This is a genomic window from Peribacillus sp. NPDC097295, assembly GCF_044761665.1.
Classification (GTDB): Bacteria; Bacillota; Bacilli; order Bacillales; family DSM-1321; genus Peribacillus.
Genome location: NZ_JBIWCW010000005.1, coordinates 247,402 through 259,322 on the forward strand (window position 1 = coordinate 247,402; position 11,921 = coordinate 259,322).

At 44.2% G+C, this 11,921-nt stretch carries 12 protein-coding genes and 1 riboswitch; of the genes, 3 read left to right on the plus strand and 9 right to left on the minus strand.

The features are described 5' to 3' along the window. Positions 1–978 (minus strand): sensor histidine kinase, encoded by a 978-nt coding sequence (locus ACIQXN_RS11905; RefSeq protein ID WP_402966560.1) that lies wholly within the window; start codon positions 976–978, stop codon positions 1–3. Positions 979–990: 12 nt separating this feature from the next. Beyond that, positions 991–1,689, minus strand: coding sequence for a LytR/AlgR family response regulator transcription factor (locus tag ACIQXN_RS11910; RefSeq protein ID WP_402966562.1), 699 nt, complete (start codon positions 1,687–1,689; stop codon positions 991–993). Positions 1,690–1,850: 161 nt separating this feature from the next. Here ACIQXN_RS11910 and ACIQXN_RS11915 point away from each other — a divergent pair, with 161 nt between their 5' ends. Further along, entirely contained in the window at positions 1,851–2,603 is a 753-nt protein-coding gene (locus tag ACIQXN_RS11915) for an ATP-binding cassette domain-containing protein (RefSeq protein ID WP_402966564.1), read from the plus strand. Beyond that, positions 2,593–3,783 carry an ABC transporter permease gene (locus ACIQXN_RS11920; protein ID WP_402966566.1) on the plus strand — a complete coding sequence of 397 codons (1,191 nt, stop codon included), beginning with the start codon at positions 2,593–2,595 and terminating at the stop codon, positions 3,781–3,783. Before ACIQXN_RS11915 ends, ACIQXN_RS11920 begins: the two co-directional genes overlap by 11 nt. 35 nt (positions 3,784–3,818) lie before the next feature. Here the strand turns inward: ACIQXN_RS11920 and ACIQXN_RS11925 are convergent, their stop codons facing one another. From ACIQXN_RS11925 to queF, 7 genes are all read right to left on the minus strand, one after another. Continuing rightward, positions 3,819–4,967 (minus strand): ABC transporter permease, encoded by a 1,149-nt coding sequence (locus ACIQXN_RS11925; RefSeq protein WP_402966568.1) that lies wholly within the window; start codon positions 4,965–4,967, stop codon positions 3,819–3,821. Then, entirely contained in the window at positions 4,964–6,157 is a 1,194-nt protein-coding gene (locus ACIQXN_RS11930; RefSeq protein WP_402966570.1) for an ABC transporter permease, read from the minus strand. Before ACIQXN_RS11930 ends, ACIQXN_RS11925 begins: the two co-directional genes overlap by 4 nt. Before the next feature lie 15 nt (positions 6,158–6,172). Further along, positions 6,173–7,144: an ABC transporter ATP-binding protein gene (locus tag ACIQXN_RS11935; RefSeq protein WP_402966572.1), complete on the minus strand. Its 972-nt coding sequence runs from the start codon at positions 7,142–7,144 to the stop codon at positions 6,173–6,175. Positions 7,145–7,242: 98 nt separating this feature from the next. Next, entirely contained in the window at positions 7,243–7,902 is a 660-nt protein-coding gene (locus ACIQXN_RS11940; protein ID WP_402966574.1) for a response regulator, read from the minus strand. Positions 7,903–7,915: 13 nt separating this feature from the next. Beyond that, positions 7,916–9,088 (minus strand): sensor histidine kinase, encoded by a 1,173-nt coding sequence (locus tag ACIQXN_RS11945; RefSeq protein WP_402966576.1) that lies wholly within the window; start codon positions 9,086–9,088, stop codon positions 7,916–7,918. Positions 9,089–9,207: 119 nt separating this feature from the next. After that, complete coding sequence (locus ACIQXN_RS11950) at positions 9,208–10,554, minus strand: aspartate kinase (RefSeq protein WP_402966578.1); 1,347 nt, start codon at positions 10,552–10,554, stop codon at positions 9,208–9,210. Positions 10,555–10,818: 264 nt separating this feature from the next. Continuing rightward, the gene (gene queF, locus ACIQXN_RS11955) at positions 10,819–11,316 is read right to left on the minus strand and encodes a preQ(1) synthase (RefSeq protein ID WP_402966580.1); all 498 of its coding nucleotides are present in this window, start codon (positions 11,314–11,316) and stop codon (positions 10,819–10,821) included. Positions 11,317–11,420: 104 nt separating this feature from the next. Continuing rightward, a riboswitch (PreQ1 riboswitch) is annotated at positions 11,421–11,466 on the minus strand. A gap of 249 nt (positions 11,467–11,715) precedes the next feature. On the opposite strand from queF, the gene ACIQXN_RS11960 reads away from it, so the two are divergent. Next, positions 11,716–11,850 carry a BA3454 family stress response protein gene (locus ACIQXN_RS11960; RefSeq protein WP_402966582.1) on the plus strand — a complete coding sequence of 45 codons (135 nt, stop codon included), beginning with the start codon at positions 11,716–11,718 and terminating at the stop codon, positions 11,848–11,850. Positions 11,851–11,921: the final 71 nt, after the last annotated feature.

Genomic DNA, 11,921 nt, shown 5'->3' on the forward strand with positions numbered 1-11,921 from the left:
CTATCTCCTTACAATCGCGGGAATCTTGATTTTCAGCACAAACTCCTCATTCTTATAGTTGAAATCCAAATGGCCATGATGACGCTTCACGATATCGGCGATGATTTTCGTTCCCATCCCCTCATGTTCTCCCCGCTTCGTCGTTTGACCATATCTCTCATACATCGTATCCAAGATCGAGTTAGGAATCGGCTGGCAATGGTTGCTGCAAGTCAAAATATACAACCCGCTCCGTTTGTAAAACTGAACCGTAACTTGAGCAGCTCCCCGTTTTTCTTCCTGATATGCTTCTGCCGCTTCCACCGCATTGGCAAGTACATTCCCAATCAAGGCGACAAGGTCCTGGTCATTAAATGGTAAGGACGAGAGCGGGACATCGAGATGATACGTCGTTTGGATTTTTTTTTGCTTGCCCTTGCGGAACATTTGGTGCAGAATCCCGGCGACGACCCCTTTTTCTCCTTTAATCGATAGATTCGTTTCTTCAAAGCCATCCACCAACTCATTCATATATTCTTTCGCCGCGGCCATTTGATCCTGCTCGATCATAAATTGCAGCGCTGATACATGTTTCAGGAAATCATGGCGCTGACTGCGGACTACGCGGAACGTTTCATTGACCTGCAGTCGCTCCTCATCCATTCCTTTTTGCTGTCTTTCTAGGAGTATCCCCAATTCCCCGATATGGATGCGTACCATTTCCACCCCTATGAATAACGCGAATAAACCTAAGTAGGCAAATGAAGGTTGAATGGGAAAGTAGAGTAGAGCCACTACAAGCTGCATGCCTAATAGAGTTCCCTCCATAAAGGTTCCTAGAGAAATTCGGTTATATATGGGGCGACATTTGAGGTACATTGCCATGATGATAAGAATACAAAAGATGACCAATATCGAGGGCGACATTTGCCAAGGTAAAAGCTTCGTTAATTGGTAGAGATGCCATATTCCCAGTATAGCGACAATGAATGCATTCATAGTTTTCACACCTTAAAAGTATTGAGCTTGCAGGAAGTCCACCCTTTCCTTCGTGATCATCGCTTGCTCCTCGATTCCGTCAAAGCTGACGACATATGAGTTTTTGGCGTATAGCGAAAAGTTTTTCACAAAATGGATGTTTATGATGAACGAACGGTGTGAACGGATGAAGTCCCTTTCTCGCAGTTCCCCTTCCAGTTCATTCAAGGTTTGATAGGTTTTGATTGGACCATTTTTCGTATGTATGGTCGTTGATCGACCCGAACGCTCTATGAAAATAATATCCCTCTTTTGTAAAATATGAATATCGTTTTTCTGTTTTAAAAACAGCCTTCCCGCCACTTCAGCGGTTTTCGTCTTTTCTAGGAAACGTTCAATGGATTTGACGAGCCTATCTCTCGAATAGGGCTTCATGATATAGTCATGCACATTGAGTTCAAAGGCATGTACGGCATACCCGCTCGTACCTGTCACAAAAATGACCGCGATGTTCAATGCATGTGAATGGATGATGTCAGCCATTTCATATCCGGACAAGTTAGGCATTTCGATATCCGCGATGAGTAAATCAATCGATTCCAGTTTGATCTGCTCATATGCGTATTCCGCGGAATCCGTGGAAAAAACCAATTCGATGCCTGGTATTTGGGTCACGATCCCATTCAGCTTATCCAAATCAATTCTCCGATCATCCACAAGACCAACCTTCATGTTCAACTCCCCTTACCTGAAATTACCTTTATTTTACCATCAAAATATGGAAAAATGACACTTTAACGACACTAAATGGCATTTTCGCGACATAACTACAGATTCCCACTCTCTTTATTTGTATGATGGAGTTAATCAAAAGAGATGTAGGAGGATCAAAAATGATTGAAATCCATGAAGTCACAAAAACATTTCAAGATAAAAAAACATTCATCACCGCACTCAAACATGTCTCCCTTTCCATTAGAAAAGGTCAGATTGTCGGATTGCTTGGGGAGAACGGTGCCGGGAAGACCACCTTACTTCGTTCCATTGCCACCCTTCTGACCCCGACGGAAGGATATATCAAAGTGGACGGATTCGATACGATCGATCATCCCAACGAAATCAAGAAAAAGATTGGTGTCCTGTTCGGTGGGGAAACCGGCTTGTACGACCGGTTGACCACCCGTGAAAATCTAGCTTATTTCGCCACTCTTTACGGATTGAGCAAGCACGAAACAAAGGTTCGGATTGAAGAACTGGCCGTCAAGTTCGGCATGAAGGATTATCTTGATCGTAAAGTCGGCGGGTTCTCGAAAGGTATGCGTCAAAAAGTCGCCATATCTCGGACCCTCATTCATGACCCAGATATCATCCTGTTCGACGAACCGACAACGGGACTTGACATCACTTCATCGAATGTTTTCCGCCAGCTTGTTCTTCAATTGAAAAGCCAGGGAAAGACCATCATCTTCTCTAGCCATATCATGGAGGAAGTCACATTGCTCTGCGACTCTGTGGCGATGATGCATAAAGGAGAAATGGTCTATAAAGGGCAGCTTGAGACTCTTTATAAAGAAGAAAACAGTCGTGACCTGAATTACATATTCATGTCCAAACTTGTAAGGGGGAATCAGTCGCATGTTTCTTAATATGTATATCAAAGAAATGAAGGAAGCTTTGAGGGATCGCCGGACGCTATTATTAAGTGTTTTTCTTCCCATCCTTTTGTTAACGGGATTGACGATATTTTATGAAAGCATGATGTCCATGGATGAAGACGAAACCTATACATTAGCTGTAAAATCTTCCTTCAGTGAAGACGGAAAGCTCCTATTGAAGGAATTTCCTCAAATCGAAGTCCAATCATTCGAGAACCCGACAGATGCCGTCAAAGATGGAAAAGCCGCTGCAGCACTGCTAGTTAGTGATGGCTTCATGGAACAAATCAAAAAGGGAGAACAGGTCACTTTCAGTCTTTCCGGTGACTCCTATAGTCAAGATAGCTCCTTCGTCCTTTCACAAGTCGAGTCCGCTTTAACTCTCTTTGAAAAACAAATCATCCAGGAGCGCCTGCAAACAATTGATGTCGATACGAGCGTAATCAGTCCACTGCAAGTCAACTTCAAAGAGGTTGGGCTAGAAAGCGATAACGAGGTCGGACCAGAAAGCGATAACGGAGCCTCTTTGAGCATTCTGTCACTCTTTCTGCCCTTAATCATCACATCGGCAATCAGCACGGGCGCTTATCCGCTAGCGTCCGACTTATTTGCAGGGGAAAAAGACCGCAAAACAATGGAAGCGTTGCTTATGACCCCAGTTAGCCGTGGAAAAATCCTGCTAGCCAAATGGCTGACGATTTCTTCCGTCGGTGCACTGGCTGGAATCGTCTCGATCCTTGTCGTCACCTTGGAACTCATTTTTTTAACCGAAGAATTGAAAAAAGGCTTTGATTTTGGCAGCGACCTATGGCTGATCCTTCCGACTGCCTTATTGATCACCATTTTATTTTCTCTATTCATCGGTGCCTTGCAAATGTCAGCTAGCATCATTTCCAAGACCGTTAAAGAGTCCCAGAACTACCTATCGCCCATTTCCATGCTCGTTATCCTGCCTACGCTTTTCTTGGGAGGTACCGGCTTGCACGAATTGACAACCCAGCATTTCCTGATTCCATTCTTCAATATATTCGCCCTTTTCAAGGAATTGCTTTACGGTGTCATCGACTATCAGAATATCTTGCTTACAGCCGGCAGTCTTGTAATCTCGATCGCCATTTTCTTCGCTGTATCAAGGCTCTTATTCCTGAAAGACAAATGGGTACTGAATTAAGCAGAAAGACACGCTGGACTTTCAGCGTGTCTTTCTTATTCAAACCGTATCCTCCCCATGCCAACCAATAAAAAGAGGAGCGCAAATACCAGTAAGATAGCAATCGATTCAAAAGGGAAGGTACCGCTGCCAGCAATTTCCGTCAACCCTTTCATCGCCCACCTCTGTGGCAGGAACTCTGCCATCTTCTGCATAAAGACAGGCTCAACTTCAATCGGCCAGTAAACGCCGGCAATCATACAGCTGGAGATGACAATGAGGTTGCCGATTGCCGACTGCTGCTCGACCGTTTTTACCAGGCCGGCAATCATCAACCCAAGGCCCACAATTGCCAACAGCATTGAGGAAACGAGTATCACCAAATAGATCGGTTTCCCCCAGCTCACATCGAAAAAGAAAGTGGTAGCCAACATCAGTACACCAAATTGAATCCAACCTATCACGAAAAAAGAAAGCAGGTAACCAGAGGCAATTTCAAAACGGGAGGCCGGAGTCGACAGTAACCGATACCATACCCCATTACTTCTCGCCTCTAAAATCGTGCCCGTCACGCTCATCATCGTAATCATCAAAAACATGATGGAAAATCCGGCGGCACTGCTAGATAAACCGCCCTGCTCAGTAACCTTGCCTCCATCGGTGATGATCTTTTTCAGACCTGTTCCTTCGGTGCTTGACTCCGTTTTCAGTTTTCCATACAGATCTTGCCACTGTTCGCCACTCTGTTCACTCCAAACGAGGGCGGCGGCCGTTTCGATATTCAGTTTCGAAAGCTTATTGGAAAGGTATCCACTAATCGTTTGATGGGTGGTGAACTCGGGAATATGCTCAAACTCAACATCCGGTATGTCACTTGCCAACATTTTGGCTTCGAACCCCTTTTGAACACGGATGACTCCGACGACGCTTTTATCTTCAACTTCCATGAGCGCTTCCTGATTGTTCCCCTCCTTTATGCTGAACAGTGAGTTCTTTTCATGCAGTTGCTCAAATAACGACTCGGATAGTAACGAACCATCTTCATCCACAAATATAACAGAAGGCTTATCTTTTTCTTCCGTCCCGAATAATGTACCAAACAAGAGTGTGAAGATAAGCGGCATCGCGAACATGATGAGATAGCTCTGCGTTTCCTTAAAGACCCGCTGGATTTCAAAGCGGCAGATGTTCCAGATTTTCCTCATACATATCTCCCCCTTAATCGCCAAGCTCCAATCAACATGGACACAAGTCCGATGGCCCCTAACACCGAAAATTGTAACAAAAGCTCACTCCATCCAACGCCGGACATGATGTCCAAGAAAACGGTCAATGCCCAATTATTCGGAGTCAGCGCGGAGATCGCTTTAAAACTTTCAGGAAACACGTAAATCGGCACCATCGAACCCCCAACAATCGCAAACAGTTGGATACCGATCCCGCTGATCAAATCAGCTGTCTTCTCCTTCCTGATAAAGGCGGCCAAGAGCATGGATAGACCCGATACTGCGACGGAATACACAAAACCGGTCGCCACCACCTGACCAATATTATCTCCCCACTTCACGTTGAAGAAGAAAGACGTCGCAGCGTAAAAGAGCAAAAATTGAAGGAAGGCGAAATAAAGGGTGCCCAAGAACTTTCCAATCAGGATTCCGTATTTACTTACCGGGGTACTATTCAATCTGGCAAGCGTGTCTGTATGACGTTCCTGAATCATCGACTTAGCTCCAAGCGTCACATTAAAAAGCAAAAACATGACAAGCATCGCGGCGGCGTAATACTGCATGGAGGATATAGACGCTTCACCGACCGATTGATTGGCGACCGTCATTTCTACTTTTCCTCTCTCTGTCAACACTGTGGATACACGCTCCCCTGTTCCACTTAAATCCCCAGCTCCCGTAGAGGCTGCTGTTACTTCCACCATATTTTCCATGACAGTCTCGGAAGCCAGCGAAACTGTCTGCACCCGCTCAGTAAAAGAAGTGATGACCGATTCGACGACCGTTGCTTTTAATTGTGTATCATGATTCGAGTAAAGGACGGCTCCGGCAAGGTTGCCACTCCATTTTGCCGGGATATAAACCCCTACTTCGATCTCCCCTTTTTTCACCATCTTTTCAAGCTTCTTTTCACTGTCTACGGTTTTAACCGTAAGGAAGTCCGCCTTCGCTAACACATCATCCTTCAATGTATCCGCCAGGGAATCTTTTTTCTCTACATACAACCCGACTGACGTTTCCTGAAACCCCTCATCGCTTCCAACGATATTCTTCAAGGCCGCTCCCAAAATCAGCGTCAAGATAAGTGGCATGATCAGCATCATCATGAAGCCCCGCCGGTCCATGGCCCGTATCTTAAAATCCTTCCATGCAATCAGAAAGCTCTTCATTTTCCACACCTCCTCCTAATCTCGCAGTGACCGCCCCGTCAATTGCAAGAAAAGACTTTCTAAATTTGGTTCTTTCCTTTCAAAGGACAGCACCTTAACATTGGACTTCACAGCGGAAGCTATAATGTCCGAGACGATATTCGGGTGATTGGTCACAACGATTTCGAGCGTGTTTTTTTCCGTATCGGCTACTACCTTATCAACATTCACCGCATGTTCCAGTTCATTAAGCCAATTTTCATTGAGTGAATCAACCTGTAGGTGTATGACAGCTCCCTCGGCCAACGATTCACATAATTCCTCTTTCTTACCGAGGGCAATGATTTTCCCTTCATCGACAATGCCGATCCTGTCGCATAGATTCTCTACTTCCTCCATGTAGTGGCTCGTATAAATCACCGTCATTCCTTCCCCATTCAACCTCTTCACCGTTTCCAATATATGATTGCGCGATTGCGGATCGATTCCGACCGTCGGCTCATCCATGATTAAGAGTTCAGGCTCATGCATCAGGGCGGCACCGATATTCAGTCTCCTTTTCATCCCACCAGAAAAGGTCTCGACTTTATGCTTCGCCCTATCCTGTAACCCGACGATATCAAGGACAACCTTCGCCCTTTTCTTCCCCTTTGCCCTAGACAGTCCATACATCCTTCCCCAGAACAGTAAGTTATCTTGCGCGGTCATCGTCGGGTACAAAGCGATCTCCTGTGGTACAATTCCGATTTTCTTTTTAACGTTCCTTGGTTCCTTTTTCACCGAAAGACCATCAATAAGGATATCTCCCGACTCGTAAGGCAGCAATCCGCAAATCATGGCAATCGTCGTCGATTTGCCGGCTCCATTTGGCCCCAGTAGACCGAATGATTCCCCCTTATCCACCGAAAAAGAAATGTCCTTTACAGCCACATTCTTCCCGTATGATTTCCTGACCTCGTTCACCTTTAGCACCGATTCATTCCTCCTCGTATAACGCTTCTTCCTCATTCTAAGACCAAAGTAAAAATAAACCATCTACCTCAAGGAAGATATCCATAAAAAAAATGACCTTCCGCTATGCTGAAAGTCATCTATCTATTAACTATTCATTCTGTAAACGTAGTCACCCCATACCGTACGGCAAAAACGGCTGCCTGGGTGCGGTCACGCAGTTCAAGTTTTGAAATGATACTCGACACGTGGTTTTTCACGGTTCCCTCTGTAATGAACAAATCAGCTGCAATTTCCTTATTGTTTTTTCCAAAACCAAGGTCCCTTAGTACATCGCGTTCCCTGTTGGTCAGATCAGTGAGGACAGCAGGAAAAGTGCTCACCTTCCTTTCTTTTTCCCCCTTTAACTCTTGCAGCATTTGGGCAGTGATCTCTGGAGGAAGCACCATCCCCCCTGATTGAACGGTCTTGATTGCATTGGTAATCATGTCAGCTGACATGTCTTTCAGTAAATACCCACTCGCTCCTTCCTCCAACGCCGAGAAAATGAGTTCACTATCCTGAAATGTCGTTAGCATCAGCACTTTCGTATTCGGAAGTTGCGACGTAATCATCTTTGTCCCGACAACACCATTCGTTCGTGGCATCCGGATATCCATCAAGACAATATCGGTTTCCATTTCCACCGACCGTTCATAAGCCTCCATGCCATTACTCGCCACGCCAACTACTTCAAGCTCAGGCCTCAAATTCAGCAATGCCGCCAACCCATCACGGATGAGCGGTTGATCATCCACAATGATTACCTTTATCATGACGCTCCTCCAATCACCCATTTTTTTCGTTTAACGGAAACTCCGCAGTAATATGGAACCCTTGAGATTGTTTGCTTCCATATGATAAGACCCCGCCCATTTCGTTAATCCGGTCTTGCATCGTTTTCAACCCGAATCCTGGAATGATCAAGCTCGCCCCCATGCCATTGTCCTGCACTTCTATCCTCACCTTTTCCGGAATACACACTAGCTTGATTGAACTGACCGTCGCATTTCCATGGCGTTTTGCATTCGTTACGCTCTCCTGAATCATTCGAATGAGTGTAGGCTGAAGTGTGCTTGGTATATGACTTGGGTCTCCTTGAATCTCAACATTCGACTTCAAGCCTGTCGATTGATGGAATTCATTCAACAGCTTATTCACACTGGATAGAAAGGTCGTTTCTTCTTCTTTTAATGCCTGGACGGAAAAACGAACCTCCTCCAAGGCTTCCTGCGCCAAATCCTTACAGACATTCATCGTATCCCTCGCTTTATCCAAGTCATGATTAATCAGCTCGTAAGCAAGCTCCATCTGTACAAATAAGGCCGTCATTTTATGCCCCACCGTATCATGAATCTCCCGTGCAATCCTGTTTCGCTCCCTGATTTTTGCCGATTCCTCTGCCTGAGCCGAATACTCCTGCAACTGCTGGTGGGCTGTTGATAGCTCCTCATGCGCCTCGTTCAACTGTAAGAATTGCTCACTCATCACTTCACTTGCTTCTATAAGTTTTCGAATCAAATTGCCAACCACAGCCGTAAAGGCGACAAACGAGATACTCACGAGGTTATCAATGATATCGAGAGTTCCCGTTCGCAAATAGGTATAGACCATGACCGAGACCCATAAGAATACAAAAAACAGCCCATATATTCGATGTTTCTTAGACTCCGAGACCAGGATAAACAAGGTAACCGTGACGACGCCGACCAGAATCAAATAAAGGGTGGAGTGCGGGAACAAATAGCCGTACCCAAAACTGAGCACGCCATCTAAATAGATGACGCGTAACTCATGCTGAAATGCGTCCTTATAGAAAATCAAATAATGATTCAGCATAAAAGCTACCACGATTAGGACGAGTAGCCCTTTTAAAAATAGATCAGAATCCGGGATCCGCAAGTAATACATATAGCTGATCAACAAGAACATGACAATCCGGAGATTAATCAACCATCCCATATCTTCCGCCTTCTTTCATTTTTCCCTTTCTCTATCATGACTAAATTATGGTAAAAGATAAAGAGTTTTTTCACATAAAAAAAACCTCCCGAATCCAGGAGGTTCCAAAACACTTATTCTTAAAAAAATTCATGATATAAAGCCTGGATGGCCGTTTCTTCACTATGCCCTTTCACGCCGAACATCATGCTCACCTCGGAAGATCCTTGGTTGATCATTTCTATATTAACCTTGGCATCGGCCAATGCTTTCGAGGCCCTTGCCGTCGTTCCGACATTATGGCGCATGCCTTCACCAACGACCATGATCAATGCAAGGTTATGTTCAACAATTACTTGATCGGCATGAAGCTCTTGCTTAATACGCGAAACAATTTTTGCCTCGACTTCTTCGCCCATTTGATCTTGACGCAGGATGATGGTCACATCATCAATGCCAGATGGGGCATGCTCATAGGAAACACCGTAATCTTCAAGAATATGAAGCAATTTGCGCCCGAAACCAACTTCACGGTTCATCAAGTATTTGTTAATGTAAATACTGCAAAACCCTTTGTCACTCGCAATTCCGATCACAGGGCCATTCGTGTTATCTCGCGTATTCACAATCCTTGTCCCCTGTGCTGTTGGATTGTTCGTGTTCTGGATATGTACCGGAATGCCAGCCCGGAATGCAGGAATTAGCGCTTCGTCATGAAAAACCGAAAATCCTGCATAAGAGAGTTCCCGCATTTCCCGATACGTCAATTCACGGATTCCCTTCGGATTGGGAACCACATTGGGATTGACTGCGTATACGGCATCCACATCCGTGAAATTCTCATACAGGTCTGCCCTCACGCCATTTGCAAGAATCGAGCCCGTAATATCCGAGCCACTTCTTGAAAACGTTAAAACATCCCCGTCCAGTGTATAGCCGAAGAATCCTGGGAATATCACGATACCCGGCTCATCACGAAGTGCATATAGACGCTCGTACGATTCAGGAAGCACCTGTGTATATCCATCGACATCCGTCACAATCAATCCGGCCTTCCTGGGATTTATATATTGCGCCTCCACACCTTGACTCTGAAAATAAGCGGAAACAAGCTTCGCATTATTATCTTCCCCGCTCGCCTTCAATGCATCCACATAACGCTTCGGTTTACTCTGGTCCGCATGCAGCAAAGTGTGTAAGTCTTCACGTATCTCCGCAATGACCGTTCCTGAAATGTCCACTTCCTCAGCAATGCTCGCATAACGAGAGACAACATCTTCTATTAAAAGCCCGCCATCATCCCCACGTAATTGCTGTTCCGCAGCTTCAATCAATAAATCAGTTACCTTTATATCATCGGAATTGCGTTTCCCTGGAGCTGAAACGACGACGACCTTTCTCTCTGGATCTGAAACCACGATTTCGAATACCTTCTTCAACTGTTCCCCCGACGCGAGCGAGCTCCCGCCAAACTTTGCTACTTTCATCCCGACAACCCCTATTTTATAAATATTCTGTCAAAATCAACTCACCCTATTATTACGCGTTTTCGTGAAACAATCAAGAGTTAATTCCATTATATGAGGACATATGTATTTTTGATAAAGACAATATAATTATAATCCAATAATGGTCATTTGCATGGTAAGATATTGACCCAGTATTTTCATACAAACAAAAAAACTTCCCGAAAATCGAGAAGCTAAAAATACTATTCTTTATACGAGCTATTAGTCCTGTTGATTCAGAATTTACCGATTATCCACGGTTTCTGGATATAGGTCATGATTCATCAAACGGTAATTCGCCATTTCTTCAAACTTCGTCCCAGGTTTTCCATAGTTCGTGTATGGATCAATGGAAATGCCCCCACGTGGAGTGAATTTGCCCCAGACCTCGATAAACTTCGGATCCATCAATTCGATTAAATCGTTCATGATGATGTTCATGCAATCTTCGTGGAAATCCCCATGATTGCGAAAAGAGAAAAGATACAGTTTCAATGACTTGCTTTCAACCATTTTCACACTTGGAATGTAGCTGATATATATGGTCGCAAAATCCGGCTGGCCCGTGATGGGACACAAACTGGTAAACTCCGGACAATTGAATTTTACGAAATAATCCCGGTTCGGGTGTTTATTATCGAATGACTCTAAAATCTCAGGGGCATAATCAAACGTATATTGGGTACCCTGATTTCCTAGCAATGTTATATCATTCAGTTCTTCTTCTTTTCTTCCAGACATATAGACGTCCTCCTCTTCCACGTAACCAGGGAGGTTCATAAAAGGCCTCTATACAATAAAAAACCATATCTCCTCAAAGATATGGTTGATTCGCAAAAAATATCAAAGCCATAGTTTTTTTAAGAGGGTAGTGCTATGAACCTCTCCCGTTCATCGGGAAATATTATAAAATTACCTTTTGTAAATATAGTAAAAAAACGCACTTCTGTCAATATCGAGATTTGCGAAAAAATAGACCGGGAAATGGGGTCTGACCCTAAAACATCTTGACAATTTCTTTGTTTTATCAGATAATTGTGAAAATTATATATTTTAATTGTTTTGCTAGGCAATATGTTTGATTGTTCGATAGTAACGGGTATATAGTATGTGTGTAGAATAAAGAAAGGATGAGGTAAAATGATGAAAGTTACTGTGAAGGTTGATTACAAAGGAAAATCTTATCAGACTAATGTTCTAGCAAAACCGGGTGCTAATGAGGAAGAAATCTTCCAAACCGCCCTTCACCAAGTAGAGAAACAATGGAAAGAATAAAAAAGCAGGCGTCGCTTTAAATACCTGCTTTTTTTTATTGCCTTTTTTATTAAGACTCTCCTCGAAATATT

Excerpts from the sequence above, each read along its gene's own strand:
- ACIQXN_RS11905 (WP_402966560.1), bottom strand. The coding sequence starts at position 978 with ATGAATGCATTCATTGTCGCTATACTGGGAATATGGCATCTCTACCAA.
- ACIQXN_RS11910 (WP_402966562.1), bottom strand. The coding sequence starts at position 1,689 with ATGAAGGTTGGTCTTGTGGATGATCGGAGAATTGATTTGGATAAGCTG.
- ACIQXN_RS11915 (WP_402966564.1), top strand. The coding sequence starts at position 1,851 with ATGATTGAAATCCATGAAGTCACAAAAACATTTCAAGATAAAAAAACA.
- ACIQXN_RS11920 (WP_402966566.1), top strand. The coding sequence starts at position 2,593 with ATGTTTCTTAATATGTATATCAAAGAAATGAAGGAAGCTTTGAGGGAT.
- ACIQXN_RS11925 (WP_402966568.1), bottom strand. The coding sequence starts at position 4,967 with ATGAGGAAAATCTGGAACATCTGCCGCTTTGAAATCCAGCGGGTCTTT.
- ACIQXN_RS11930 (WP_402966570.1), bottom strand. The coding sequence starts at position 6,157 with ATGAAGAGCTTTCTGATTGCATGGAAGGATTTTAAGATACGGGCCATG.
- ACIQXN_RS11935 (WP_402966572.1), bottom strand. The coding sequence starts at position 7,144 with ATGAGGAAGAAGCGTTATACGAGGAGGAATGAATCGGTGCTAAAGGTG.
- ACIQXN_RS11940 (WP_402966574.1), bottom strand. The coding sequence starts at position 7,902 with ATGATAAAGGTAATCATTGTGGATGATCAACCGCTCATCCGTGATGGG.
- ACIQXN_RS11945 (WP_402966576.1), bottom strand. The coding sequence starts at position 9,088 with ATGGGATGGTTGATTAATCTCCGGATTGTCATGTTCTTGTTGATCAGC.
- ACIQXN_RS11950 (WP_402966578.1), bottom strand. The coding sequence starts at position 10,554 with ATGAAAGTAGCAAAGTTTGGCGGGAGCTCGCTCGCGTCGGGGGAACAG.
- queF (WP_402966580.1), bottom strand. The coding sequence starts at position 11,316 with ATGTCTGGAAGAAAAGAAGAAGAACTGAATGATATAACATTGCTAGGA.
- ACIQXN_RS11960 (WP_402966582.1), top strand. The coding sequence starts at position 11,716 with ATGATGAAAGTTACTGTGAAGGTTGATTACAAAGGAAAATCTTATCAG.